The sequence below is a fragment of the Stenotrophomonas sp. 28608_Sma genome (assembly GCF_056486185.1).
The window spans coordinates 2,333,860-2,360,349 of record NZ_CM151308.1; the positions used below are offsets into that span (position 1 = coordinate 2,333,860).

General features: G+C 66.2%; 25 protein-coding genes and 1 pseudogene. All 26 read right to left on the reverse strand.

The features are described 5' to 3' along the window. Positions 1-2: 2 nt before the first annotated feature. The 26 genes and pseudogenes from ACZLHH_RS10910 to ACZLHH_RS11035 all read right to left on the reverse strand — a co-directional run bounded on the left by ACZLHH_RS10910 (position 3) and on the right by ACZLHH_RS11035 (position 26,481). Positions 3-1,388 (reverse strand): FliI/YscN family ATPase, encoded by a 1,386-nt coding sequence (locus ACZLHH_RS10910; RefSeq protein WP_149909297.1) that lies wholly within the window; start codon positions 1,386-1,388, stop codon positions 3-5. Then, positions 1,385-2,026 (reverse strand): FliH/SctL family protein, encoded by a 642-nt coding sequence (locus ACZLHH_RS10915; protein ID WP_180844034.1) that lies wholly within the window; start codon positions 2,024-2,026, stop codon positions 1,385-1,387. Before ACZLHH_RS10915 ends, ACZLHH_RS10910 begins: the two co-directional genes overlap by 4 nt. Continuing rightward, complete coding sequence (gene fliG / locus ACZLHH_RS10920; RefSeq protein WP_024958226.1) at positions 2,023-3,009, reverse strand: flagellar motor switch protein FliG; 987 nt, start codon at positions 3,007-3,009, stop codon at positions 2,023-2,025. Before fliG ends, ACZLHH_RS10915 begins: the two co-directional genes overlap by 4 nt. Positions 3,010-3,016: 7 nt before the next feature. Continuing rightward, on the reverse strand, positions 3,017-4,663 hold the full coding sequence (gene fliF / locus ACZLHH_RS10925; protein ID WP_149909299.1) for a flagellar basal-body MS-ring/collar protein FliF: 1,647 nt from the start codon (positions 4,661-4,663) through the stop codon (positions 3,017-3,019). A gap of 12 nt (positions 4,664-4,675) precedes the next feature. After that, positions 4,676-5,041 (reverse strand): flagellar hook-basal body complex protein FliE, encoded by a 366-nt coding sequence (gene fliE / locus ACZLHH_RS10930; RefSeq protein ID WP_005409552.1) that lies wholly within the window; start codon positions 5,039-5,041, stop codon positions 4,676-4,678. Positions 5,042-5,440: 399 nt separating this feature from the next. After that, the gene (locus ACZLHH_RS10935) at positions 5,441-5,857 is read right to left on the reverse strand and encodes a hypothetical protein (RefSeq protein WP_149909300.1); all 417 of its coding nucleotides are present in this window, start codon (positions 5,855-5,857) and stop codon (positions 5,441-5,443) included. Positions 5,858-6,042: 185 nt separating this feature from the next. After that, the gene (locus tag ACZLHH_RS10940) at positions 6,043-7,548 is read right to left on the reverse strand and encodes a sigma-54 dependent transcriptional regulator (protein WP_132810057.1); all 1,506 of its coding nucleotides are present in this window, start codon (positions 7,546-7,548) and stop codon (positions 6,043-6,045) included. Continuing rightward, entirely contained in the window at positions 7,545-7,922 is a 378-nt protein-coding gene (locus ACZLHH_RS10945) for a response regulator (protein WP_010485922.1), read from the reverse strand. The genes ACZLHH_RS10940 and ACZLHH_RS10945 overlap by 4 nt, the downstream gene beginning before the upstream one ends. Positions 7,923-7,936: 14 nt before the next feature. Further along, positions 7,937-9,346, reverse strand: coding sequence for an RNA polymerase factor sigma-54 (gene rpoN / locus ACZLHH_RS10950; RefSeq protein WP_149909301.1), 1,410 nt, complete (start codon positions 9,344-9,346; stop codon positions 7,937-7,939). Positions 9,347-9,631: 285 nt separating this feature from the next. Further along, positions 9,632-10,264 carry a response regulator gene (locus tag ACZLHH_RS10955; RefSeq protein ID WP_032970105.1) on the reverse strand — a complete coding sequence of 211 codons (633 nt, stop codon included), beginning with the start codon at positions 10,262-10,264 and terminating at the stop codon, positions 9,632-9,634. 91 nt (positions 10,265-10,355) lie between these two features. Beyond that, the gene (locus ACZLHH_RS10960; protein WP_032127386.1) at positions 10,356-10,934 is read right to left on the reverse strand and encodes a PilZ domain-containing protein; all 579 of its coding nucleotides are present in this window, start codon (positions 10,932-10,934) and stop codon (positions 10,356-10,358) included. Further along, a complete protein-coding gene (locus tag ACZLHH_RS10965) occupies positions 10,931-11,221 on the reverse strand; it encodes a hypothetical protein (RefSeq protein WP_125429337.1) in 291 nt (96 codons plus the stop codon). The genes ACZLHH_RS10960 and ACZLHH_RS10965 overlap by 4 nt, the downstream gene beginning before the upstream one ends. Further along, positions 11,218-11,637 carry a flagellar export chaperone FliS gene (gene fliS, locus ACZLHH_RS10970; protein WP_049398118.1) on the reverse strand — a complete coding sequence of 140 codons (420 nt, stop codon included), beginning with the start codon at positions 11,635-11,637 and terminating at the stop codon, positions 11,218-11,220. The genes ACZLHH_RS10965 and fliS overlap by 4 nt, the downstream gene beginning before the upstream one ends. Positions 11,638-11,762: 125 nt before the next feature. Beyond that, entirely contained in the window at positions 11,763-13,103 is a 1,341-nt protein-coding gene (gene fliD / locus ACZLHH_RS10975) for a flagellar filament capping protein FliD (RefSeq protein ID WP_049421909.1), read from the reverse strand. A 183-nt stretch (positions 13,104-13,286) separates the two neighbouring features. Beyond that, positions 13,287-14,828, reverse strand: coding sequence for a flagellin N-terminal helical domain-containing protein (locus ACZLHH_RS10980; RefSeq protein WP_478478783.1), 1,542 nt, complete (start codon positions 14,826-14,828; stop codon positions 13,287-13,289). A 221-nt stretch (positions 14,829-15,049) separates the two neighbouring features. Continuing rightward, complete coding sequence (locus ACZLHH_RS10985) at positions 15,050-15,691, reverse strand: flagellin (protein WP_428993308.1); 642 nt, start codon at positions 15,689-15,691, stop codon at positions 15,050-15,052. 249 nt (positions 15,692-15,940) lie between these two features. Continuing rightward, positions 15,941-16,636, reverse strand: a pseudogene (locus ACZLHH_RS10990) (flagellin N-terminal helical domain-containing protein); the annotation flags it as partial. 86 nt (positions 16,637-16,722) lie between these two features. Then, complete coding sequence (flgL, locus tag ACZLHH_RS10995) at positions 16,723-17,931, reverse strand: flagellar hook-associated protein FlgL (protein ID WP_049398114.1); 1,209 nt, start codon at positions 17,929-17,931, stop codon at positions 16,723-16,725. Next, positions 17,928-19,808, reverse strand: a complete 1,881-nt coding sequence (flgK, locus tag ACZLHH_RS11000) for a flagellar hook-associated protein FlgK (protein ID WP_149909303.1) — start codon at positions 19,806-19,808, stop codon at positions 17,928-17,930. The genes flgL and flgK overlap by 4 nt, the downstream gene beginning before the upstream one ends. 8 nt (positions 19,809-19,816) lie before the next feature. Beyond that, the gene (flgJ, locus tag ACZLHH_RS11005; protein WP_149909304.1) at positions 19,817-21,016 is read right to left on the reverse strand and encodes a flagellar assembly peptidoglycan hydrolase FlgJ; all 1,200 of its coding nucleotides are present in this window, start codon (positions 21,014-21,016) and stop codon (positions 19,817-19,819) included. A 1-nt stretch (position 21,017) separates the two neighbouring features. Next, positions 21,018-22,154 (reverse strand): flagellar basal body P-ring protein FlgI, encoded by a 1,137-nt coding sequence (locus tag ACZLHH_RS11010; protein ID WP_049421917.1) that lies wholly within the window; start codon positions 22,152-22,154, stop codon positions 21,018-21,020. A 2-nt stretch (positions 22,155-22,156) separates the two neighbouring features. Next, complete coding sequence (flgH, locus tag ACZLHH_RS11015; RefSeq protein ID WP_180845103.1) at positions 22,157-22,849, reverse strand: flagellar basal body L-ring protein FlgH; 693 nt, start codon at positions 22,847-22,849, stop codon at positions 22,157-22,159. Between the two features lie 22 nt (positions 22,850-22,871). Then, the gene (gene flgG / locus ACZLHH_RS11020) at positions 22,872-23,657 is read right to left on the reverse strand and encodes a flagellar basal-body rod protein FlgG (protein WP_005409571.1); all 786 of its coding nucleotides are present in this window, start codon (positions 23,655-23,657) and stop codon (positions 22,872-22,874) included. Between the two features lie 102 nt (positions 23,658-23,759). Continuing rightward, entirely contained in the window at positions 23,760-24,509 is a 750-nt protein-coding gene (locus tag ACZLHH_RS11025) for a flagellar basal body rod protein FlgF (protein WP_180845104.1), read from the reverse strand. Positions 24,510-24,541: 32 nt separating this feature from the next. Continuing rightward, positions 24,542-25,765 (reverse strand): flagellar hook protein FlgE, encoded by a 1,224-nt coding sequence (gene flgE / locus ACZLHH_RS11030; protein ID WP_071229189.1) that lies wholly within the window; start codon positions 25,763-25,765, stop codon positions 24,542-24,544. Between the two features lie 32 nt (positions 25,766-25,797). After that, positions 25,798-26,481 carry a flagellar hook assembly protein FlgD gene (locus ACZLHH_RS11035; RefSeq protein ID WP_071229188.1) on the reverse strand — a complete coding sequence of 228 codons (684 nt, stop codon included), beginning with the start codon at positions 26,479-26,481 and terminating at the stop codon, positions 25,798-25,800. Positions 26,482-26,490: the final 9 nt, after the last annotated feature.

Sequence of the window (26,490 nt, forward strand, 5' to 3'; positions counted from 1 at the left end):
GCTTAACTCTCTTGTTCCACCAGGCGCTGCAGTGCCGCCTGGCTGTGCGGGAGATCTGCGGCCTTGGCGACGTCCTGGCCGAGGAACTCCATGATTTCCGGCCAGCGTTCCAGGGCTTCGTCGGTGGCCGCGTCGTTGCCGCGCTGGTAGGCACCGATGGCGATCAGGTCGCGGTTGGCCGAATAGGCCGAGACCAGCCGCTTCAGCTTGCGGATGCGCAGGCGCCACGGTTCGTCGGCGATTTCCGTGACCACGCGGCTGACCGACGATTCAACGTCGATGGCCGGGTACAGGCCACTGTCGGCCACGCGCCGCGACAGCAGGATGTGGCCGTCGAGGATCGCGCGCGCTGCATCGGCGATTGGATCCTGCGGATCGTCGCCTTCGGTCAGCACCGTGTAGAACGCGGTGATCGAGCCACGGCCCTTGGCGCCATTGCCGGCACGCTCGACCAGCGCCGGCAGCTTGGCGAACACCGACGGCGGATAGCCGCGGGTGGTCGGCGGTTCGCCCACCGACAGGCCGATCTCGCGCTGGGCCTGGGCGAAGCGGGTCAGCGAGTCCATCAGCAACAGCACGTTCAGGCCCTGGTCGCGGAACCATTCGGCGATGGCGGTAGCGCGATAGGCACCATGCAGGCGCGCCAGCGGCGGCCGGTCGGCGGGACTGGCCACCACCACGGCGCGGCGCAGGCCTTCTTCGCCCAGCGTGGTCTCGACGAAGTCGCGTACTTCGCGGCCACGTTCACCGATCAGGCCGACCACGATCACGTCGGCGGCGGTATAGCGGGTCATCATGCCCAGCAGCGTCGACTTGCCGACGCCGGAACCGGCGAACAGGCCGACGCGCTGGCCGCGGCCGATCGGCAGCAGCGCGTTGATCGCGCGCACGCCCACGTCCAGCGGCTGGGTGATCGGTTCACGCGCCAACGGATTGATCGACACGCCGGCCATGCCGACATGCCCTTCGGCGCGGATCGGGCCCTTGCCATCCAGCGGCACGCCATCGCTGTCGATGACGCGGCCGAGCAGGCCTTCGCCCACTTCCACGCCGCCACGGCGCGCGGACGGCACCACCCGGGCATTAGGCAGAAGGCCGTGCAGTTCGGCGCTGGGCATCAGGTAGGTGCGCTCGCCGGCGAAGCCGACCACTTCGGCATCGACCCAGCCACCATCGACCACTTCCACCTTGCAGCTGGCGCCCAGCGGCGCCTCGCAGCCGACGGCTTCCAGGGTGAGCCCGACCGCGCGGCGCAGCACGCCCTCGCGGATCAGGCCGCGGCCATGGGCGGTATCCACACGCAGGCCATCGAGGCGACGGGCCAGGCGCAGGTTGCGGGCCATGGCCCAGTCGGCCGGTGGCGGAGACGGCTGCTGATCGGGGTTCATGCATTGGCTCCGGTCTGGCGGATCACCGCGTCCAGCGCGCCGCGCAGGCGGGCTTCCATGGTGCCGTCGATGCGCACGGCTTCGGCGTGCACGCGAAGATCGCCGCGGCTGAGGCTGGTGTCTGGCACCAGGCGCTGTTGTGGCGGCAGGTTCAACAGCGGGGCGAGGGCGGCGATGTCGTCCGGGTGCAGTCGCACTTCCACTTCCCGGGTGCTGCCACCCACCGCGTCGATGGCCTCACCGACCAGCTGTGCCAGCAGTGCCGGGTCGGCTTCATAGGCGCGGCCGACCAGCGCACCGGCGATGCGTACCGCCAGCTCGCCCAGTGCGCCGACCACTTCGTTCTCCAGCCGCACCAGCGGTCGGCTGAAGTTGTCGAGGATGCCTTCGATCTGCGCGGCGAGGCGACGCACCTCCGCCTGGCCCTGGCCGTAGCCTTCGGTATGGCCGTGTTGGAAGCCTTCCTTCTCTGCGCTGTCCTGGATGGCCTGGATTTCCTCCAGGGTCGGCAGCTGCAGCGGCGGCTCCGGCTCGTGTTCCGGGTCCGGCTCGGTGAGTTCGAACGCATCCGCCTGATCCAGCACCGGTTCGGGCTGGGCCAGCAGGTCCGGGGCAAGCCAGCGCACGACGTTGCTCACAGCATGGCCTCCGCGCTGCCACCGATGGTGACCGTGCCTTCATCGGCCATGCGCTTGACGATGGCCAGGATCTCGCGCTGTGCGCCTTCCACGTCGGACAGACGTACCGGGCCGCGGGCTTCCATGTCTTCCAGCAGGATTTCGGCCGCGCGCTGCGACATGTTGCGGGTGATCTTGTCGCGCACCTTGATGTCGGCACCGCGCAGGGCCAGGCCCAGGCGCTCGCCGCTCACTTCACGCAGCACCAGCTGCATTTCGCGGTCGTCGAGGTCGACCAGGTCGTCGAACACGAACATCAGGTCCTGGATGCGGTTGCTCAACGGCGCATCGATGCGGGCGATCTCGCCCAGAATCGCCTGGTCTTGGCCGCTGTCCATGAAGTTCAGGATGTTGGCCGCGCACTGCACGCCGCCGATGTTGGACGACTTCAGGTTCTGGTTGCCGGCGAACTGGCGCTCCATGATCTCGTTGAGTTCATTGAGTGCGTTCGGCGGAATGCCGTCGAGGGTGGCGATGCGCAGCAGCACGTCCACGCGGGTACGGTCGGGCAGCAGCTTCAGCGCGTCGGCGGCCTGGTCGGTTTCCAGGTGCGCCATCACGATGGCGATGATCTGCGGGTGCTCGTTGCGCACCAGGTCGGCCACCGCGCGCGGGTCCATCCACTTCAGCGCATCCAGGCCGGTGGTGTTGCGGCCGAGCAGGATGCGGTCGATCAGGTTGCCGGCCTTCTCGCTGCCCAGTGCCTGCACCAGCATGTTGCGGATGTAATCGTCCGAGCCCACGCCCAGCGAGGTCTTCGAGCCCAGCTCCTGGCCGAACTGGTCCATCACCCGTTCCACCTGTTCGCGGGTGATGTCGGTCATGGTGGCCATGGCGATGCCGATTTTCTGCACTTCCTTGGGTTCCATGTGACGCAGCACTTCGGCCGCATCCAGCTCACCCAGCGAAAGCAGCAGTACGGCGGCGCGCTGCACGCCAGTCAGTGCGGCCTCAGTCATTGGCCACCCAGCCCTTGACCACCTGGGCCACGCGCTTGGAGTCGGTCTTCACGGCTTCACGCGCCATCCGCAGTCGTTCCTCATATGAATCCACCGGCAGGGCCAATGCATCCGGCCCGCCCAGGCTGGCCCGGTCGGCGCCCAGTGCCGGCAGCGGCATGCCATCGTCATCGACCAGCTGCACGTCCGCGGTATGCGGCTCCAGTGCCTGTTCGTCGTTCTTCCTGTTCTGGCCGGTGATCGCGCGCAGTGCAGGGCGCAGCACGCCGAACAGCAATGCCAGCACCACCACGGCACCCAGCAGCATGCGGCCGGCGTCGTGCACCCACGGCAGCTCCCACCATGCCGGGCCTTCGACCGGCGTGGTGTCACGCACGAACGGGGCGTTCATCACCGACACGGTGTCGCCACGCTCAGCGTTGAAGCCGACGGCCTGCTTGACCAGCGCTTCGACGCGGGTCAGTTCGGCGGCCGACAGCGGCTGCGGGCTCATCTTGCCGTTGGCGCCGGCGCGCGGCACGTTGTCCACCAGCACCGCCACCGAGACGCGCTTGATGCGGCCTGCCGGCTGGCGGGTGTGCTGCAGGGTGCGGTCCAGCTCGTAGTTGCGGGTGGCGTTCTTGCTGCTTTCGGTCGGGGTCTGCGCGGTGGCCGGTGCAGCCTGCTGGCCCGGCGGGCTGTTGCTGGTCGCGCCCGGCACGCCCTGCGGCCCCGGGGTGCTGGTGGTGTTCTCGCTCATCTGCTCGCTGCGCAGCTTCTGCGGTTCACCGTTGTAGAGCTCACGGGCTTCCTCGGTCACCGAGAAGTCCATGTCCACGCTCACTTCCGGATTGACGCGGCCAGGACCGGTCATCGGCTCCAGCAGCTCGCGGATGCGCTGGTTGAACGAGGTTTCCTGGCGGCGGACCTGCTCGAACTGGGCCGCATTGACCGCCGCTTCGCTGTTCGGGTCGGTGATGCTGAGCATGCGCCCGCTCTGGTCGACCACCGTCACCCGTTCCGGAGCGAGGTCCGGAATGCTGGCCGCGACCATGTGCACGATGGCGTCCACCTGGCTGCGTTCCAGCTGCTGGCCGCCACGCAGTTCCAGGGTGACCGAGGCGCTGGCCACGTCACGCTGCCGGGTGAAGGCGCTGGGCTTGGGAATGGCCAGGTGCACGCGCGAATCGCGCACCGGGCGCAGCGTGTTGATGGTGCGCGACAGCTCGGTTTCCAACGCATGCTGGTAGCGCGCGCTTTCCACGAACTGGCTGACGCCGAAGCCCGGGTCGCGTTCCATCAACTCGAAGCCGAGCTTGCCGCTGTCGGTCAGGCCGGAGCCGGCCAGCTTCAGGCGGGCGTCGTGCAGGTTCTTTTCCGGCACGGTGATGCCACCGGTGGCCGGGTCGAGCGCGAACGGGATCTGCGCGGCGCGCAGCAGGTCGGTCGCTTCAGCGGTGGCCTTCTGGTCCAGGCCGGTGTACAGCGGGACCATGCCGGGCTTCTGCGACCAGAAGAACACGAACAGCCCGGCCGCCACGGCCACGGCGATCATCGCCATCAGTCCGAGCCGACGGGTGATCTGCAGGCTTTGCAGCCGATCGAACCACTGGCCCGCCTTTTCGGCGTTCAGGGATTCCTTGGAGAGCGACAGGGCCATGCGGTTCTATCCTTACAGCGGCATGTTCATCACGTCCTGGTAGGCCTGGACGAGACGGTTGCGGACTTCCACGGTGGCGCGGAAGGCGATCTGGGACTGCTGCGAGGCGACCATGACCTTGGCGAGGTCGGCGCTGGGGTCGCCCATTTCGAAGGCTTTTGCCAGGGCGCCGGATTTCTGTTGCGCGTCGTTGACGCCGGCAATCGCACCACGCAGGGTTTCGGTGAAGCTGGCCGGCTGGGCCTGCGGTGCATCCAGCACCGTGCCCGGCAGGGCGTTGCTGCGCGGCGTTTCGCCCAGCGGGTTGAGCGCCGGCTGTCCCATCTGGGTCTGATAGGAGCGGATCTGCGAAAGGATCGACGTGACGGAGTGGGACATCTGCAACGGTTCCAGAAACAGGGGATGGGGTTGTCTGCTGGAGCAGGTGCAAGTGCCGTGCCGAAACCGGTTTTCGATTCAGTGAAGTGAGGAGGTTGGGTGTGCTGGCAAGGCTGCGCCCTGCACCCGCCGAATCAACGTCAACGTCAACGTCAACGTCAACGGCTGGCGATCCGTGGGGGGCGGGGTGGGTCCGGTTGCGGGGGACGCTGCAAGTACATCCATGTAAGCTCGGTCGCGCCATCCATGGCGCTCACGCCCCCGCAACCGGACCCACCCCGCCTTCGACAGAATTCCGCGATCTGTTGGAACCTGCTGCTGATGGTGGGTGCCGACCGTTGGTCGGCACGGGCTCTTACCCCATTGAAGGCGCCATTTAACCGGCGTCGGTTTTCTGGCCTATGGCTGCAGGGTCCAGCGGCCGGAATTCTGGCGCTGGCGGGGTGCGATGGGGCCGTCGTGCTGGGTGTAGGTGAAACGGCCCTGGTGGTCGGTCTGGCAGGTCAGCAGCAGGGTGTAGTGGGTAGGGCCGGCCGGGTGGGCTTCGGTCATCTGGATTTCCGCGATATGCGGGGCCAGGCGCTGGTAGCGGTAGCTGCCGCCGATGCGGAGGTCGGTGCCGAGGATGTCCAGCACGTACTGGCTGCCGGTAAAGCTGACCTGCACCATGCGTCCGGCATTGGGGTTGTCCGGTGCGTACAGCGGGTCGCTGAGGTTGGTGAACTGGCACTGGTCCGGTGTGGTGGGCAGGGTGCAGTCGGCGGCGCTGGCCAGGGCCGGGCAGAGCAAGGCGGCGAGCAGGGTGAGGCGATGCATGGTGGGGCCTCGTTGGGATGTCCTTGCCATGCTCCGCACTGCGGCGGTGATGTCTTTAGGAAAACGTGCAAATGCAATGGGGTCAGATCTCTTTCCGAAGGAAAGGGATCTGCCCCCAGGTACTGGAAACACCAACGCCCGGGCAAGCCCAGGCGTTCGTGCCCCCTTCATGCTGGTCGCGAGGTTCAGCCGGCCAGTTCGGCCTGCTCGCGTTCGATGCCGTACTTACGCAGCTTTTCCACCAGGGTGGTGCGGCGCAGGCCGAGCAGCTGGGCGGCGTGGGCGACGACGCCCTGGGTGCGTTCCAGTGCTTCGTTGATCAGGCCCAGTTCGATGTTGGCCATGTGGTTGCGCAGGTCCATGCCTTCATCGGGCAGCGCCGCCGGTGCTGCGGCGCGATTGACGGCAATGCCGTGCTCCAGTGCCGGTTGGCTGCCGCCGCCCGGGGTGTGGAACGAGAAGCTGCGCAGGTCCAGGCGTTCTTCGCTGGCCGTCGGCTGTACCGGTGCCGGTGCGGCCACCGCTGCCAGTGCAGCGTCGCCACGGTAGCGGGCCGGCAGGTCCTGCACGCGCACCGATCCGCCCGGATGCAGCACCGCCAGGCGCTCGACCAGGTTGGTCAGTTCGCGCACGTTGCCGGGCCACTCGTAGCCGGCCAGTGCCTGCAGGGCTTCCGGGGTGAAGCGCACTTCGCCACGGCCGGTGCGGGCCAGCTGTGCGGCGATGGTTTCCACCAGCGCCGGCAGGTCTTCGCGACGCTCGCGCAGGGCGGGCACGTCGATCGGGAACACGTTGAGGCGATAGAACAGATCCTCGCGGAACTTGCCTTCGGCAATACGGGTTTCCAGGTCGCGGTGGGTCGCGGCCACAACGCGTACGTTGCAGCGGATGGTCTGGTTGCCACCGACGCGCTCGAAGCTGCGCTCCTGCAGCACACGCAGCAGCTTCACCTGCATCGGCAGGCTCATGTCGCCGATTTCGTCCAGCAGCAGGGTACCGCCTTCGGCCATTTCGAAACGACCCTTGCGCGCGGTCAGTGCGCCAGTGAAGGCACCCTTCTCGTGGCCGAACAGTTCGCTTTCCAGCAGGTCGGCCGGAATGGCGCCGCAGTTGATCGCCACGAACGGGCCATCACGGCGCGGCGAGCGCTGGTGGATCGCGCGCGACACCACTTCCTTGCCGGTACCGGATTCGCCCAGCACCAGCACGGTGGTGTCGAATGCGGCCACCTGTTCGATCATGGTGCGAAGCTCGGTAACCGCCGGGCCGTTGCCGGTCGGGCCCTGGTCCTGCGCGGCGCCGGCCTGGTGCTCGGCATCCAGGCGCTTGAGGCTGGCGCGGCGCAGCAGGGCTTCCATCTGCGCATGGCGCAGCGGCGTTTCCAGCGGCCAGATGTTGGCTTCGTGCAGGCCGTGCTGATGGGCAAAGGCTGCGGCATCACCGTCGGCCAGCAGTACCGGCGGCGGCAGGCTGCTGCCGCCCAGCCAGTTGTACAGCGCGGTGCTGGCAGCGGTGTCGTCCAGGCTGCCGACGATCACGGCCATCCAGTCGTTCTGGCGCTGACGGCCCAGGTCGAAGTCGGCCGCGTCGGAAACCCAGCGCGGGTTGAAATCCATGAATTCCAGCAGGGCAACGGTGCGCTCTGCGCGCACGGCGTCGTTGTCCAGCACCAGGATGCGCGATTCGCTCACGATCGATCCTCCCTGAGGCCTTCCAGGATCGGCATGACTTCCTGGATGTAGGACAGCTTGCTGACAAAATTGTCGGCGCCAGCGCGCAGCGCGTGTTCGCGGTGCTCGGCGTCGTCGAAGTGGCTGGCGATCACGATGTACGGTGCATCGTCCTGCGACTTGATCAGGCGGGTGGCCTGCAGGCCGCCCATTTCCGGCATGGCCAGGTCCATCAGCACCACCTGCGGGCGCAGCGTTTCCGAGCGCTCGATCGCTTCCAGGCCGTTGCCGGCGCTGCCGACGATCTGCAGCCAGTCGATCTTGCGGAAATGGCGCATCGCCGCGTTGATGAAGCCCTCGTGGTCATCGACCAGCAGGACCGTGAGCTTGTTCATGTCCAACATCCTTTTCAGCCCACCCGGGCCAGCTGCGGTTGCCTGGCGCCCAGCCGGCGCCGTTCACGGGCCGGGGCGATGTCCAGTTGTTCTCGGTATTTTGCGACGGTTCGGCGGGCAATGTTCACCCCCTGGCGCGACAGCAGGCCGGCGATGGCCTCGTCGGCCAGCGGCCGGCCGGCCGGTTCGGCGTCGATCAGGCGGCGGACCATGGCCTTCACGGCCTGGCCGGAGACGCTGGCGCCTTCCAGGCGCACGGCGAAGAAGTGCTTCAGTTCGAAGGTGCCGCGCGGGGTCTGCAGGAACTTGCCGGTGGTGATGCGCGAGACGGTGGACTCGTGCATGCCGATTTCCTCGGCAACTTCCTTCAGGGTCAGCGGCGCCATGGCCTCCTCGCCACGCACCAGGAACGCGGCCTGGCGCTCGACGATCACCCGCGCGGTGCGCAGCAGGGTGTCGTAGCGCATCGACAGGCCGCGGCTGAACCAGCGCGCTTCCTGCAGCATTTCGCGCAGCGCCGGTGCGGCCTCGCTGGTCTCGGCCAGGGCCTGTTCGTACTGGCTGTTGATCGAGACGCGGCGGCTGGTCGCCGGATTCAGCGCCACCTTCCACTGGTCGTCGGCGTGCCAGGCGACCACGTCCGGCACCACCACGGCATTGCGTTCGGGCAGCAGGCTGTCACCCGGGCGCGGCTGCAGCGAGAGGATCAGGCGCACGGCTTCGCGCACGTCGTCGATCTCGGCGTCGTGCAGGCGGGCGAGGGCGGGGTAGTCGTGCGCGGCCAGCGCGTCGAGCGCGCCATCGAGAATGCGTGCCGCCAGGTGGCGGCCGGGGACTACGCCGTGCAGACTGCGCAGCTGTGCCTGCAGGCCTTCGCGCAGGTCCTGAGCGGCCATGCCGGCCGGCTCGCCATGCAGCAGCTGCTGACGGATGGCTTCCACGCCGTCGGCGGCGATGTCGAACTGGGCGCTGGCCAGCAGCTGCAGCTGGTCCAGCGGTGCCTGCAGGTAGCCTGCCTCATCGCAATGGTCCAGCCAGAAGGCGGCCACGGCCAGCTCGCGGTCATCCATGTCCAGCGACAGGCGCTGCAGCACGCGCAGCTGCGGGTCGCTCGATTCGCCGGCGGCGATGCGCGCCATGCGGTCGTCGTCGCCGTCCTGCCAGCTGGCGCCGGCCACGTCCCACATGGAAGACTCCGGCAGTTCGTCGAACGCAGCGGTTTCCAGCGTGGTGGCGCCGGCCTCGGTGGCTTCGGCGGTGGGTGCTTCAGCCTCTTCGATCTCCAGCAGCGGGTTGGAGTCCAGCAGGCGCTGGATTTCCTGTTCCAGGTGCAGTCCATCAAGCTGCAGCAGCCGGATCGACTGCAGCAACTGCGGGGTGAGGTGAAGTTGTTGGCCCAGCTGGGCCGAGAGTGCAGCCTTCATCGTGGTTCCCCGGCACCGCTCCCCGGCGCCTTGTGGAACGCATCTTGCTTTTGATCCGGCGGGGGCGGAATCAGGGGGTTCCTGAGGGGCTTCGTGAATGTCCTGACAGGGTGTAGGGGTATTCCCTACATTGTCGCGGAATGTTGACGATGATCGCCGCTAAGTTGCTGATTTCCGGTGTGGGTCCCGGATTGATCGGGCTGCGCCGTGTACGGATTCCTGTCAGGGCGTGTCGGGGTGACGGGAATTCGTCGTCAGTGCGGATCTGGCCTCCTTCGCAGAGGATCACTCCAGCTCGTGCTGGTGGCGCGCGGCCAGCAGCAGCAGATCGTTGGCGCGGCGACAGCCCAGCGACTCCATCATGCGTGCGCGGTGGGTTTCCACCGTCTTGACGCTGATGCCGAGGTCGGCGGCGATTTCCTTGTTGCTCTCACCCTTGCCGATGCGGCGCAGGATCTCGCGCTGGCGCGGCGACAGTGCGGCGATGCCGGTGGGTTTCTCGCGACCGAGCATCGGTGCCAGCATCTTGGCGGAGATCTGCGGGCTCAGGAACACCTGGCCGGCGTGCGCGGCACGCAGCGCCAGTTCAAGCTCCTGCGGTGCGGCATCCTTGACCAGGAACCCGACCGCACCGCGATCGAGTGCATCGCGCACGTGGGCGGCGTCGTCGTGCATGGTCATCATCACCACCCGCGTGCCGGGGGCGCGCAGGCGGATGTCGCTGAGGGCTTCCAGGCCGGTGCGGCCGGGCAGTGACAGGTCCATCAGAATCACGTCCGGGGCGTGCTGCAGGGCCAGCTGCAGTGCCTGCTCGGCATTGCTGGCCTCGGCGACGAGCTGCACGTCGGCAAACCCCTGCAGCAGCCGCGCCAGGCCGGCGCGGACCAGGGTGTGATCGTCGACGATGAGAACTCGCACAGGCACGTTGGAGGTCCGTGAGGGGAGTCCACCTTAACTTAGCTGAACGGGCGCGCCAAGGGTTGTCCATCCGGCGTCATGGTGGCAGGTTTCAGCGGGCGCGGCGTGCTTCGGCCACCTGGCGGCGATGCAGGCGGAACAGATGCCGCTCCATTGCCATCTCCAGGCCATCGCCAAGACGCTGGAAACGCAGCCACAGGTAATGACCACCGCCACCGTCCGCCGCTTCGGCGATCACTTCCACGGGCAGGTCGATATGGTCAGGCAGCCAGTCGCTGGGCTGCAGACGCACCAGGCCGGCCTGACCAGGGCTGGCGCCGCTGCGCGGCCCCAGCTGCAGGCGGATGCCGCGGCGTGACCAGCGCACGGGGCGCAGCGTCAGTTCCTGGCCCTGCTGGCGTACCAGGCGGCCGAGCAGCACCATCGCCAGATCCACCTTGGCTTCCAGCCGCTGCAACTGCAGGCTGGACTCATTGCGGTCGTCGTGCTCGTCAACGCGGCTGTCCTCGACCAGGGCCAGGCTGCGCAGCAGACCTTCGGCACTGCTGGTGCGACCGGCGGCGCTGCCTGCCTGGAACTCGGCCGGCAAGGCCAGCTCGCAGCTGAGCGTTTCGTCGAACAGCTCGCTTTCGGCGGGGTGGTGCAGCGACGTGGTCGGCAGTTGGGTCATGCGAGTGATTCTGCCTGCAGGTAGGCATGCGCCGCGCGAAGGGAGCGGCCGGTGTGCTTCAGGTGAGCTGCGGCTTCATCGCGGAGGGAGATCATGCGCGCCAGTACGCGTTGCTGGTGGTCACGCAACGCGAGGATGGCGGCATCACTGGGGCGCTCGACAACCAACGACAGGGCAGCCACGGCTTCCAGGTGTTCGGCCATCAGGCGTTCGCTGGTGTCGTGGTCCTCGCCTTGGAGGCTGGTTTCCAGCGTATCAAGGGCGTCGTGCATAGTTTGAAGGTTCATGGCGCCACCGCTTTGGTGACCTGGCGCTGGTCTGCCGGAATCGCGTTCCAGGCCGAATCGATCTCCACCATCAAGCCCAGGGCTTCCTTCAGTGCGGTTGGATCGTTGTGCAGGTTGCCCTCGGTCAGGCGCATGATGACGAAGTCGTACAGTGCCGACAGATTGCCGGCAATCTCGCCGCCGGCTTCGTGATCGAGCGAGCCGTTGAGGTGGCCGACGATGGCGCAGGCTTCGCCGATGGCCTTGCCCTTGCGCGCCTGGTCATTCTGCTGCAAAGAGGCTTCAGCGGTGCGGATGCGCTCGCAGGCACCGGCCAGCAGCAGCGCTACCAACTTGTGTGGATCGGCATCGACGACCGAGGTGGTCACGCCGACTTTTCGGTACTGCTCGGCGAACTGCCGATTGGAACCGTACATAGGGGAAGTCTCCTGGAATGCCTGCCCATCCGCGTGGGTTGAGGGGTTCGGCACGGGTCTAACGGGTTATCGGCGCAGCCGGGGCTCTACTTGAGTACCGACTGCGCCGGAAAAATGCCTGGAAATCAGTTGCCGAGCTGCTGGATGAGCGAGCCGCCGGCCGATTGCATCTGCGTGACCATCTTTTCCATCGCGGTGAACTGCTTGGTGTAGCGGTCGGCCACCTTTTCCATGTTCTTGTCCAGCTCGTCCAGCTGCTTTTCCAGTGCCTTGATCTGCTTGTTCAAGGTCGCCGTACGCTGGGTGATCGTGCCGGTGGTCGCGTCCAGGCTGCTCTTGAGCAGTTCGGTCATCGGCTTGCCCAGCGCGCCCTCTGCACCGAACAGCTTGGTGGCGGCCTCCGGGTTCTTCGCCAGCGCGGTGTCGAGCTTGGCGCCATCAAGGCTCATGCTGCCGTCGGCGGCAATGGTGATGCCCAGATCCTTGAGGTCGTTGACGTTGGCACTCAGCTGGGCGCGCAGCTGCTGCTGCAGGCCACGGACCATGGCGTCGCCGGTCATGGTCGAGGCCGTGCGCGTCTCAGCGTTGTAAGCGCTGGAATTCTTCAACGTGGTCTGGATGCCGTTGTAGGCGGTGATGAAGGCCGTGAGATTGGTCTTCAGCGTGCTGTTGTCCGGAGTGACGGTCAGCGTCTGCGTCTCGCCTTCCTTCGCCTTGGTCAGGGTGAGGCTGATACCGGGTACCAGGTCGGTGATCGTGTTGGAGCTGCTGGTGCGGGTGAAACCATCCACCACCACCACTGCATCCTTGGCGGGCACCATCTCGGTCATCTTCGATGCGGATGTGCCGTCATAGGCCAGCTCGGAGAGTCCGCCATTGCCGCCACTGGCGCTGACCTTCAACGCGCCCTTGCTGCCGGAATCAACGGCGGTCAATACCAGGTGCATGCCATCGTCGGCGGTCACCACGGCCGCGGTGACGCCCTTGCTCTCGGCGGCGGAATTGATCTCGGCTGCGATCTTCTCCATCGTCGCGCCGGGTTCGATGTTCACGCTGATGGACTTGTCGCCGTATGCGATCGTCAGCGTTCCGTCGCCAACCACGGCGTCCTTTGTATACGCCTTGGAGCTGAGCTTCTGGTTCTGTGCCAGGGATTTGACTTCCACCTGGTGGCTGCCCGCAGCGGCCTTGCCGGCGGTCGTGCTGGTGTCCAGGGTCGCAGTGAAGTTCGACTCGGTTGGCGTGCTGACTTTCAGGCCGGGGGTGGCCACACCCTTGACCAGGGTCTTCAGCGCGCTCTGCAGACCTGTCATTCCGCTTTTGATGGTGCCAAGCGCCGAAAGCTTGGCGCTGGCGGCAACACCCGCCGAGTTGATCTGCTTTTCCCGGGGCTCGCGTTCCTTGGCGGTCAGCTGTGCAACCAGGCTGGGAATGTCGAGGCCGGAACCAATCGTGCCGATGGCCATGAGGGGAATCCTTTTTCTTGGACGGGCCGGGCGGGTGTCCTGCACCTGCTATCGGCCTGGGAGGGGCGAGCTTGAGCGTGGAAACGCTCTCCAGCCTTCTGCAAGGCCCATGCCAATCCGCCACCGGGCACGAAGAAGGGGGCTTGCGCCCCCTTCCCGTTGTTGCCTTGTACTACCGCTGGATCAGCGCAGCAGGCTCAGCACGTTCTGGCTGGACTGGTTGGCCTGGGCAAGCATGGCGGTACCGGCCTGCTGCAGGATCTGGTTGCGGGTCAGCTCGGCGGTTTCCGAAGCGTAGTCCACGTCGCGGATGCGGCTGCGGGCAGCCGACATGTTTTCCGACGAGGTGTTCAGGTTCGCAACCACCGAGGTGAAGCGGTTCTGGATCGCACCCAGGTCGGCGCGGGCGGAGTTGATCGAGTTCAGGGCTGCGTCCATCGCCAGGATGGCGTTGTCGGCACCGTTGACCGAGGAGATGTCCAGAGCGGCAAAGCCTTCAGTGGCAGTGCCCTTGTCGAACTTGACCACGCCGGCTGCGGTGCTGCTGGACGTGTCGACTGCCGCCAGGCCAGTGGCCTTCAGCAGTGCATCCGCGGACAGATCCGACTTGATGGTGAAGTCCTTGTCCTTCGAAGTCAGCTGCAGCTTGCCTTCGATCAGGGAAGCGGTCACGCCGGTCTCGTGGGTCTTGGCGTTGATGGCATTGGCCAGAGCGGTGGAACGGTCCGCTGAGGTCTTCGCCGAACCCACAGTGATGTCGACGCCGTTGATCTGCAGACCGCCTGCTTCGATTGCAGCGAAGGCCGGCGAGGCCGGGGCGGTTGCCTCAGCGACGGTGACGCTCTTGGTCAGAGCCGTGGAGGCGAGGGTAGCTTCTTCACCGAGATTCGCAATCGCGCCGGTGGCGGCATTCATGGAGATGCCAGCAGCCTTCAGCTCGGCATTGCCATTGATCTGCGCAGCCAGGGCGGTACGCAGATTGGTCTTTGCGGCATCGCCGTCAGCGCCGGTCTGGGCGCCAACATTCAGGGTCTGGCCGGCGATGGTGAAAGTGGAAGCGGCGATATCATAAGTACCGCCGGAGCCGGTGTTGTCGGTACCGTCAGCAAAGGCCGTCAGGGCGAGCGGGGTGCTGCTGGCGGTGCCATCGGTGGCTGCCGAAGCCGGGATCGCGCCAGCGACCGAAGCGCTGGTGGTAGCGGTGGTCCAGCTGCCCAGCTTGCTGATATTGGCGTTGGCGACCTGCGAGATGTTGATCGTCTGGCCCTGGTTGGCGCCGATCTGGAAGGCCTGGTTGGTGAAGGTACCGTCCAGCAGGTTGGTGCCGTTGAAGTTGGTCTGCTCGGCGACGCGCTGGATTTCCTGCTTCAGCAGCTGGACTTCAGCGTTCAGGGCCTGACGGTCGGAATCGGAATTGGTGGCGCTGCGCGACTGCACGGCCAGTTCACGGACGCGCTGCAGGTTGTTGCCGATCTCACCCAGGGCGCCTTCAGCGGTCTGGGCCAGCGAGATACCGTCGTTGGCGTTGCGGGCGGCCTGGTTGGCGCCGCGGATCTGGGTGGTGAAGCGCTCGGAGATCGCCAGGCCGGCGGCATCGTCCTTGGCGCTGTTGATGCGCATGCCCGAGGACAGGCGCTGAATGGTGGTGGCCAGGTTGGCGCCGCTGGTGCCCAGGTTGCGCTGGGCGTTCAGCGACATGGTGTTGGTGTTGATGACTTGTGCCATGGTGCGGTTTCCTTGTAGGCAGTGTGTCCGGCAGAGCAGCCTGACCGGTTTCGGGGGGCAGTGGCTGGCTTCCCCCCAAGGGGTGTGCTACCGCTGCTGAAATCAATAACGGCACTACCCCTCCGGCCTTTAGCTGAGTTTCGATCCTTTTTTTCTGGTCAAACGAAAAGGCCCCGCCATCTGCATGGCGGGGCCCGGCTCCAGCTCGAGTGGTGCAGGTGTTACGACTGCAGCAGGCGCAGTACGTTCTGCGGTACCTGGTTGGCCTGGGCCAGCATGGCCGTGCCAGCCTGCTGCAGGATCTGGCCACGGGTCAGTTCGGCGGTTTCCTGGGCGTAGTCAACGTCGCGGATGCGGCTGCGTGCGGCGGACAGGTTCTCCGAATTGGTGTTCAGGTTGGCGATGGTCGAGGTGAAGCGGTTCTGGATTGCACCGAGGTCGGCACGGGCGGAATTGACGGACTGCAGTGCCGCATCCATGGCGAGGATGGCGTTGTCGGCGTTGGCCTGGTTGGAGATATCCAGTTCGGCGAAGCCGGTCGCGGGCTCGCCGGGCTTGAACGAGGTCGCACCGGCGATCGGCGTTGCCGAAGCAGCGTCGGTGGTGCCGGTAGTCAGACCCGTTGCTGCTGCCAAGCCACCGGCAAGGGTGCCGCCAACGATGAAGTCCTTGTCCGGCGAGGTCAGCTGCAGCTTGCCGTCAATCAGGGAGGCAGTGACGCCGGTCTTGTGGGTCTGCGCGTTGATTGCATTGACCAGCGTGGTGGCACGCTCGCTTGCGTCCTTGGCCGCGCCAACTTCGATGCTCTGGCCGTTGATGGTGAACTGGTCGGCAGTGATCGCGTCATACTTTGCGACGGCCACCTTGCCATCCGTACTCGCTGCGTCGAAGCCCAGGCTGGCCGGCGTGGTGTAACCCGTAGCCGTCTCCGTTACATTGATGTTGGAACCGTCGGTACGAACAACCTTCAGGCTGCCTGCCGTAACCGCCGCGGCGACGGTAGCGCTGCCGCCGAGGTCCAGGGTGAAGCCGTCGACTTCATTCTTGCCGTCCGCGCCGAACGTTCCCTGTAGGGCCGTGGTGACGCTTGCATTGTCGACCGTGCCGGTGATGTTGATGCTGACCGACTTGCCGTTGTTGGCGGTGAAGGTGGTCGCCAGGGTGCTGGTGGAGGTGCCACCTGTACCGGCCGTAATGGTGCCGATGCCCACAGTGGCCGGCGTGGCAGCCGCAGCGGTTGCGCCGGTAGGCGTGGCGCCCACCAGCGAGGCAGCGCGGGAAGCCGTAGTCCAGCTGCCCAGCATGTGCACATTCGCATTGGTGATCTGCGAGATGTTGATGGTCTGGCCCTGGTCGGCGCCGATCTGGAAGGCCTGGTTGGTGAAGCTGCCGTCCAGCAGGCTGGTGCCGTTGAAGTTGGTCTGCTCCGCAACGCGCTGGATTTCCTGCTTCAGCAGCTGCACTTCGGCGTTCAGCGCCTGGCGGTCCGAGGCCGAGTTGGTTGCACTGCGGGCCTGAACGGCCAGTTCGCGGATGCGCTGCAGATTGTTGCCGACTTCGCCCAGTGCGCCTTCAGCGGTCTGCGCCAGCGAGATGCCGTCGTTGGCGTTGCGTGCGGCCTGGTTGATGCCACGGATCTGGGTGGTGAAACGCTCGGAGATCGCCAGACCGGCGGCGTCGTCCTTGGCACTGTTGATGCGCATGCCCGAGGACAGGCGCTGGATCGAGGTGGCCAGCGAGCTGCTGCTGGTGGACAGGTTGCGCTGAGCGTTCAGCGACATGGTGTTGGTGTTGATGATCTGTGCCATGGTGCTTCTCCGTGGTTGCTCGGTTGTTTCGGTGTGGAAGGCGCGGGACGCGCCGTGCTGGAAGACGGATGGAACGGGGAAAGGGACTAGCGGATCTTGTTGAACAGGGACATCGCCTGCATCTGGCTGAAGATCGTCTGGGCGGCTTGAAGGGCGGCGGTCTCCAGCTTGTATTGGCCGATGGCATCGGCGTAATCGAGGTCGCGCATCGTCGAGAGCGTGCTCTTGACGGTGACGGCAGTGGCTTCGCGGGCGCTGGCCGCGGTATCGATGGCGGCCAGCTGGGCGCCGCCCTTGGCGCGGGCGTCGATCATCGTTTCCGAGGCCCTGTTGAGGTCGCGGATGCTGGACTGCAGCGTGTTCTGCAGCGCCGTGCGCTGGCTTTCGGTGGACGGGTCGGTTTCCAGTGCGGCGACCAGTTTGTCCAGGGTGGAGAAGATGTCGCGGCTACCCGCGTCGCTGACGTTGAACTGATCACCGGCGGCTGGCTTGCCCTCGATGCGCATGCGCACGCCGCCAACGACAATGTCCTCGCCGGGTTTGTGGGTTCCGCTGCCGACCACCGTGCCGGTGCCATCAACCACCTCATAGGCACCTTCGGCAGTGCCGGTGAAGCGGACATTGAGCGTGCCGCCGGCCCAGCTGCCGCTGCCGTCACGGCTGACTGAGGTCAACAGGCCACTGCCGGTATTGCCGGCGGCCGCGCTGGCATCCACACGGCCATCGCCGGTGGGGATGCGCATGAAGATCTCGCTGCCGGGCAGGGCGTCGGAGACCAGTTGGCCCGGTGCCACCTCCACCTGCCGCTGGTTCTGGTCACCGCTGTAGGTCACGGTGCCGCCGCTTCGCTGGAACGGGGCGTCAGCGTCGTTGCTGCCACCGAACAGGTAGCGTCCGCTGCCATCCCTGGAGTTGGCCAGCGACAGCAGGCTTTCCTGGATGGTCTTCAGCTCGCTGACGATGGCCTTGAGGTCACTGGCCTTGGGCACCGGACTGTTGGCCTGGATACTCAACTCCACGGCGCGCGACATGAGCTCATTGACCTGAGCCAAGGCGTTTTCCTGCAGGCCCAGGCGGTTCTGCACGCTGTTGGCGTTCTTGCCGAGCTGCTCGAGCCCGGCCACGACACGGTCCAGGCCAACGGCCGTACCTGCAGCGACCGGGTCGTCCTTGGCGGAGGTGATCTTGCTGCCAGTCGCGATCTGCTGCTCGAGGTGGCTGATTTTCGACTGCTTGGCGAGCATCAGCGACACGGACTGGTTGAACATCATCCCGGTGGAAATTCGGCTGCTCATCGACGGACGGCTCCCAGGATGGTCTGGAACATGTTGTCGGCGGTGGAGATCAGCTGTGAGGCGGCCTGATAGGCCTGCTGCAACCGCAGCATGTCGGCTGCTTCCTCATCCAGGTTGACGCCGGAGATCTCGTCGCGGGCTGCCTGCGCCTTGTCTGTGATGACCTGCTGCGCGTCCAGCGAGTACTCGGCCGAACGTGCCGCCGCGCCGACCTGCGTGGTCAACCCCCCCAGCGCACCGTTGAGGGTGACGGTGCCGCCGTTGAACGCCTTGGCGTCCTCGACCTTGGCCAGCTTTGCCGCGTTGCTGTTGTCCGACGAGCCTGCCGGAGTAGGGCTGATATTGAAGGTGTCGCCGACCTTCGGTGCACCGTCCAGCACGAAGCTCCAGCCATTGGCGCTGATGGTCTGGCCCGGTGTGTAGGTCTGCGGCGGCCCACCGTTGATGGTGTAGGTGGTCGCCGACGTGAACACGATTGCGGCAGGATCGCGCAGGTTCGGATTGGATACATCGCTGACGGTGACGCCGGTCAGCTTCCCGGTGCCGGTGTTGGCCAGTGCAGCCGTACCCTTGACCGCTGCCGCTGCGGCGATGCGGGAGGGATCGGTGATGGCGGTTTCCAGGCTTCCGGCGACGCCCGCGGTCGGTTGCAGGAGGAAACGGTCGTTGGTGGCCGGGGTGCCGCCGACCACCAGCTTGACGCCATTGATCACCAGCGGATCGGCGGTCGTGCCGGTACCGGTCAACGCAACGGTGGCGCCAGTGTCGGCGCGGGTGGCCTGCCACTGGGTGCCGTCGAACTTGAGGACGATGTTCTGTGCCTCCAGCTTGGACAGGTCACCATAGGTCGCAGTGAGGCTGCCGGTACCGGTATTGCTCGCGTTGGGCGTGACGCGTGGGTTGCCGATGGTGAAGAAGTCGCCGCCCAACTTGCCGTACAGGTCCACGCCCTGGTGGTGCGCCTGGTTGAAGCTCTCGGCCAGGCCGACGGCGAGCTTGCCCAATTCGGCCTGGGCCGGTGTCAGCACGGTATCGCGGAACTCGAGCATGCCGCCGATCTTTCCGCCCACTGCCTTGGGATCGAGCGTGATCGTGTTGCCCTGGGTTTCCAGCGCCAGTTGCAGGCGTTCGGGCTGGTATGGATCGGTCACCGTAGTGACCTTGGACGCGGTCGTGCCCACCACCAGCGCATTGCCGCCTGCGGTATAGACGTTCATCACGCCGCCATCCTGGACGACGGCAGTGCCACCGGTGTAACCGATCAGCTGCGAGATCAGCTGGTCGCGACGGTCGAGCAGGTCCGGCGCCGCGTTGGCCACGTTGCTGCCAATGGCGCCGTTGATCTGCGCAATCTCCTGCGCCAGGCGATTGACTTCCGTGGCGCCGGCAATGAGCCCGTTGTTGACCTCGCTGCTCAGGTTGTTCATCTGCGTGTTGAGCTGCACGAAGCGGCTCGCCAGGGCCTTGCCGCCATCGAGCAGGCTCTGCCGGTCGGCCGTGCCGGCCGCGTTGGACGAAAGGCCACTGACGGCGTCGAAGAAGTTGGACCAGGAGCCGGCGACATTCGTGGCCGGGTCCGAGAACAGGGCATTCACCCGGTCGGCCATGCCCGAAAGCTGCTTCAGGCGTGCCAGCTCGCCGCTGCTGTCGAGCAGGCGCGAGATGGCCAGCTGGTCGGCAGCACGGCGGATATCGGTGATGCGGGTGCCGCTGCCAACGTCCCCAAAGCCGTAGTTCTGCGGATCAGACGTGGCGAAGTCGACCTTCTGCCGGCTGTAGCCAGGGGTGTTGATGTTGGCGACGTTGTGGCTGGTGGTCGCCAACGCACGCTGGAAGGCGAGCAGGGCACCGGTACCGGTGGAAAGTACGCTGGACATGGGGTTCCTCAACGACGAGTGATACCCAGCGCCGCGGTTGCGGTGCTGGCGAAGGTCTGGCCAAGGCGCGAGCCGGCATCGGCGACGGCGCTGACGGCGCGCTCGATGGTCGGGCCGCCGGCGATCGCGGCGATCTTGGCCGCGTAACGCGGATCGGTGGCATAGCCGGCGCGTTGCAGGCCGCGGGCGAAGCCCTGCACGTCGGTGCCGGCCTGCAGGGCCTGCTGGTAACGCGGGCTGGTCTTCAGCAGGCGCACATAGTCGGCGAAGCTCTCGGCCGGCGAACTGTAGGCGCGGAAGCTGGCGGTCTCGTTGCGGCGCACGCCATCGACATATTCGTGGGTGCCGGCCACGGCGCGCTGGCCGTTCCAGCCATTGGCCTTGATGCCGAACAGGTTGTGCGAGGTGCTGCCGTCGGCATGCTTGATGTGGCGCTTGCCCCAGCCGGTTTCCAGCGCCGCCTGGGCGACCAGGGCGCGGGCATCCACGCCCAGTTCCTTGGCTGCACTCTGCGCGTGCTGCCAGATGCTGGCAACGAAGCCTTCCGGGGTGTGCTCGCCCAGCTGGGCGACGGCGGTGCGGGTAGCCATCGCATCGGCCGGGCTGATGGCGGTGCCGCGGTTGCTGGCGGTGGCCGACCACTGGTCGCTGTTGGCGGCCCAGTCCTCGCCCTGCAGGCTGCCGATGTACGGATCCTCGGTGCCCAACGAGCGGTGCATGCTGCTGCTCTCGCGGCCGGCGATCAGGTCCAGGGCCTGTTCCATCGGTGCGACCGCCGCCTGCGCACCGTGCTGTGCACCGGCGGCCATCTGCTGCAGCAGGCGCACGGCCTGGCTGCCGTCTTCCAGCGGCAGCGACGGTGCCGGCTTGGCCGGTGCATTGAGCTGGTAGGCACGACTGGCCTTGGCCGGGTCCACGCGGGTATCCAGCGCCGGGCCGTCGGCGGCCTGGCCGGACAGCTGCCGGCTGATCATGCCCGACAGGCCCAGGCCCTTGCCGCGGGTCATCGCCTCGGCAATCTTCTGGTCGTACATCTCGCGGAACATCTTGTTTTCGCCGGGGAACAGCGAGTCGCCGAAGCTGGCGTCACGCATGCTCTTGACCAGCATCTGTGCGAACTGGCCTTCCAGCTGGCGCGCGACCTTGTCGATCTTGGCCGGATCGTTCTGTTGCGCCGGGTGCAGATCGAATGCGGGATTGATACGCATATCAGATCACCTCGAGCTCGGCACTCAGTGCGCCGGCCTGCTTCAGGGCTTCCAGGATCGCGATGAGATCGCCTGGTGCTGCGCCCACGGCGTTGACCGCGTGCACGATCTCGTCCAGGGTGGTGCCGCCGCTGAACTTGAACATGCGGCTGCCGTCGTTGGTGGCGGTGATGGTCGACTGCGGGCTGGCCACGGTGCGGCCGCCGGACAGCGCATTGGGCTGGCTGACGTTGGTGTTTTCCTGGATGGTCACGGTCAGCGAACCATGCGAGATCGCCGCAGGTCCCACGCGCACCTGCTGGCCGATGACCACGGTGCCGGTACGCGAATTGACCACCACCTTGGCCGGGGCGCTGCCGGGGGTCAGTTCCAGGTTCTCGATTCGCGCCAGCAGGCCGATGCGTGCGCCCGGATCGGTCGGCGCGGTAACCGCTACGGTCACGCCGTCGACCGCACGCGCGGCACCTTCGCCGAAGGCGTTGTTGAGCGCGGCAACCATGCGCGAGACCGTGGTGAAGTCGTTGTTGTGCAGATTCAGGGTGATGTCGCCGCCGTTGGCCAGCGGGTCGGGCAGGGCGCGTTCAACGGTGGCACCGTTGGGAATGCGGCCGACGCTGGGCACGTTCACCGAGACACGGGAACCATCCTTGCCCTGCGCACCAAAGCCGCCGACGATCAGGTTGCCCTGGGCGATGGCATAGATCTGGCCGTCAGCACCGCGCAGCGGCGCCATCAGCAGCGAACCGCCGCGCAGCGAGACCGCGTTGCCGATCGAGGACACGGTGATGTCGATCGGCTGGCCCGGCTTGGCGAACGGCGGCAGTTCGGCGTGGATCGCCACGGCGGCCACGTTCTTCAGCTGCGGGTTGACGTTCGGCGGCACGTTGACGCCCAGTTCGCCGAGCAGGTTCTTCAGGCTCTGCACGGTGAAGGGTGCCTGGCTGGTGCGGTCGCCGCTGCCATCCAGGCCGACCACCAGGCCATAACCCACCAGCGCATTGCCGCGCACGCCGCCGACCTGGGCCAGGTCCTTGATGCGCTCGGCGCTGGCCGGGGCAGCCACGACCAGCAGCATCAGCGCAACGAACGACGCCATGCGTCGCTGCCAGGAAGAAGAGGAGAAGAGTTTCATGGCCATACTCAGAACGGCGTCAGGCCGGAGTTGAAGAAGCGGCTCAGCCAGCCCATCGCGTTGGACTGCGCGACGGGACCGCGGCCGCCGTAGACGATGCGGGCCTCGGCCACGCGGCTGGACGGAATGGTGTTGTCCTGGCTGATGTCGCCCGGGCGCACGATGCCCTGCACCTGCACCAGTTCATCGCCCTGGTTCAGGCGCAGGTTCTTCTGACCCTGCACCACCAGGTTGCCGTTGGGCAGGCGCTGCACCACGGTGACGGTGACGCTGCCCTGCAGGCGGTTGCTCTGCGCGCTGTTGCCCTTGCCGGTGAAGTCACGCGCGCCCTTGGCCGTGGCACTCAGGATGTCCTTGCCGCCGAGGGTGACCGGAGCACCGAGAATGGACGGCGCTCCCAGGCTCAGGTTCGATTCCTTGTTGGTGGCCGTGTTGGCGCTGGTCTGCGCGGTGGTGTTTTCCAGCAGGGTGATGGTCAACAGGTCGCCAACATCGCGCGCGCGCCGGTCCGAATACAGCTGCAGGGTCGGGCCGGCAGCGTAGATCGCGCCGGCGGTCGGCTGTGCCTGCGGCGGCATGATCGGCTGGATCGGTGCCATCGTCGGGTAGGGGCGCACGTCGCCCGCGATCACGCAGCCACCGAGCAGGGCGGCCACGGCGCAGGCGAGGGCAGTGCGGGCGAAGTTGGAAATGGGCGACATGGCGGTTTCCCGGTTTGGCCGGTCAGAGCTTGTTGTTGAGATAACCGAGCATCGAGTCGGTGGTGGAGATCGCCTTGGCGTTCATCTCGTAGGCGCGCTGGGTTTCGATCATCGACACCAGCTCTTCCACCACGTTGACGTTGCTGCCTTCCAGCGCGCCCTGCACCACAGTGCCGAGGCCGTTGAGGCCGGGGTTGCCGTTCTGTGCCGGGCCGGACGCAGTGGTCTCCAGGAACAGGTTCTCGCCACGTGCCTGCAGGCCAGCGGGATTGACGAAGTCGGTCAGGGTCAGTGCGCCGACTTCCACCGAGGCGGCGCCGTCGGCCATCTTCACGCTGATGGTGCCATCGGTGCCGATGGTCACCGACTGCGCGCCTTCGGGAATCTGGATGCCCGGCTGCACCGGGTAGCCGCTGTTGGTGACCAGCTCGCTGTCCTGGTTGATCTTGAACGAGCCATCACGGGTGTAGGCCGAGCTGCCATCAGGCATCTGAACTTCGAAGAAGCCGCGGCCATTGACCATCACGTCCAGGGCGCGGCCGGTCTGCTGCTGGCCACCCTGTTCAAAGTTCTTGGCGGTGGCGACCACGCGCACGCCGGTACCCAGCTGCAGGCCGGTGGGCAGCTGCGTCTGCGCCGACGAGGAGCCGCCGGGCTGCCGTACCTGCTGGTACAGCAGGTCTTCAAAACTGGCACGGTCCTGCTTGAAGCCGGTGGTGTTGGTGTTGGCGAGGTTGTTGGAAACCACCGACATGCGCATCTGCTGCGCATCCAGTCCGGTTTTCGCGATCCACAATGCCTGGTTCATCTTCGATGTCCTGTCTGCTGAAGCCGGCCGCGCGGTGCGGCCCTTGTATGCGGGTGTGCAAGCGGTGTGCCAGCGCCGGCATCAACCGGCGCCGGAATTCCGTCAGCTGCCCAGGCGCAGCATGCTGTTGGCGCTGCGCGCGTTTTCGTCGCCGTGCTTGATCACCTGCACCTGCATTTCGTACTGGCGCTGCAGCTGGATCATCTGCACCAGCGCGCCAGCCGCATCCACGTTGCTGCCTTCCAGCTGGCCGCTGTGCACGGCCGTGCCCTGTGCCGGTGCGAACGGCTGCAGCGGGTCGGTGTTGCGGAACAGGCCGTCCAGGCCACGCTCCAGGCGTTCATCCGGTGCCTGCACCACTTTGATGCGACCGATCTGCGCCATGATCTGCGGGCCTTCGCCCTGCGGAATGATCGAGAGCGTGCCGTCGGCACCGATCTCCATCGCCTGGTAGGGCGGAATGGCGATCGGGTTGTTGTTGTCATCCAGTACCGGGCGGCCGCTGGAGGTCACCAGCTGGCCGTTCGGCGTCACCGACAACGCCGCGCCGCGCGTGTACGCCTCGCTTCCGTCACTGGACTGCACGGCCAGCCAGGTGCCGGTCTGCAGGGACAGGTCCAGCGGTTTGCCGGTGATGTGCTGCGAGCCCGGCGTGCGGTTGAATCCGGCGTCGACATGCAGCGCATCCACCCGCGAAGCAAAGCCCGGGCCACGGATCGGGAAGGCTTCGGTGTTGGCCAGCGCTTCCTTGAAGCCGGGGGTGTCGGAGTTGGCGAGGTTGTGGCTGAGCGTACCCTGCGCCTGCAGGGAGGCGCGGGCACCGGTCATCGCCACGTAAAGGGCTTTATCCATGCGGGGAGTTCCGTGACAGGGTCAGCGCGTCATCAACGGATGTTGATGACGGTCTGGGTGATCTGGTCCTGGGTCGTGATCATCTGCGCGTTGGCCTGGAAGTTGCGCTGCGCGGTGATCATGTTGACCAGCTGCTCGGTGAGGTCGACGGTGGACGCTTCCAGCGAACCGGCCTGGATCTTGCCAAGGTTGGAGGTGTCCGGCATGCCGGTGCGCGGCGTGCCCGATTCGAAGGTCTCCACCCACAGGTTGTTGCCCTTCTGCTCCAGACCCTGCGTGTTGTTGAACGTGGTCAGTGCGACCTGGCCCAGCGGCTTGTCGTCGCCATTGGAATATCGGGCGTAGACCACGCCGGTTTCCGACACGGTGATCTCGTTGAGCTTGCCGGCGGCATAGCCGTCCTGCTGGGTGTTGCGCAGCGCGAACTTCTCGCCGTACTGGGTCGAGCCGCTGATATCCAGCGTCATGTTCAGCTGGCCCGCGCCGGTGGTCGGGGTGAAGGTGCCGAGGCTGACCTTGCCGTTGGCCGGATTGATCAGCTTGCCGCTGTTGTCGAAGGCGACCGCGGTCGGGGTACCGGCCGGTTGGCCGTCCACATAGTTGTGAACGGTCCACTCGTTTGGATTTGCGCCCTTCACGAAGTACGAGACCTGGATATGGCTGACGCCCAGCGAGTCGTACACGGTGATGCCGCCGCTGGAGTGATTGTAGCTGTTGGAGTCGGTTGGGTCGAAATTGGTGACCGTCGGTTGCTTGGCGTTGGCGGGCAGGGTGAAACCGACCTTCACTTCGCTGGTCTGCTTCGGCGCGCTGTCGGTAGTCAGCAGCTGCAGGTCCACCAGGCGGCCGGCATCGAAGTTGGTGCCATCGGCGTTCGGCGCGAACACCTGCAGGCGAGCGCCCTGCGGGTTGATCACATAGCCGGCGGAATCTGTCTGGAAGTTGCCGGCACGCGAGTACACGCGCGAGCCGTTCATGTTCATGGTGAAGAAGCCCTCACCGGAGATCGCCATGTCCAGGCTGCGGCCGGTCTGCTCGTTGTGGCCCTGGATGAACTGTTGGGCCACGTTGGAAACACGCACGCCCGAGCCGGTCTGGTTCTTCGACAGGCCGTAGCTGGTGGAGGCGAACAGGTCAGCGAACTCGGCGCGTGATTGCTTGAAGCCGGCGGTATTGACGTTGGCGACGTTGTTGGCGGTGACGCTCAGGTCGGTATTGGCGGCATTGATGCCGGACAGGGAGACGTTGAAGCCCATGGGATGCTCCTGGTAGATGCGGAATGTGCGGCTCAGCTGACGCGGAGCACGTAGTCGATCGGGGCCGTGCCCAGGCCCTTGAGATTCAGGTACAGGCCGTCGGAGCCGACGGTCACGCTCTCCACCGGGGCCTGCACGAAGGTGGACAGCTTGGTGCTCTTGCCGGCGGTGTCGACGTGGTTGGCGACGATGGAGTACTTGCCCGGTTCCATGCGCTTGCCGTTGGCGTCCTTGCCGTCCCACTGAAACGCGGTTTCGCCAGCGGCCTTGGCTTCTACGCTCAGCGAGGTGATCTTGGTGCCGTTGGCATCGGTGATGTCGACGGTCACGATGCCGGCCGAGGGCGCAGCCACCGTGCCTTCGACGCTGCCTTCCTTTTCCAGTACCAGCTTTTCCGACGGCACCAGTACCTGGTGGCCAACCAGAGCGGCACCGCGCAGCACCTGGTCGCTGGCCATCGATTCCTGGAAACCCTTCACCGTCTTGTTCAGATCGGTGATGCCCTGCACGGTGGACATCTGCGCCATCTGCGCAACCATCTGCGTGTTGTCCATCGGCTTCAGCGGATCCTGGTGCTGCAGCTGCTCGGTCATCAGGCGCAGGAAATCGGCCTGGTCCAGCGTGTTCTTCTTCTTGGTGGCATTGCTGTTCGGGGCGTTCAGGCCGAGCGCGGCGTAGACGTCCTGGTTGGTCTGGTTGTTGACGGCGGTGGTCATGGTGGTATC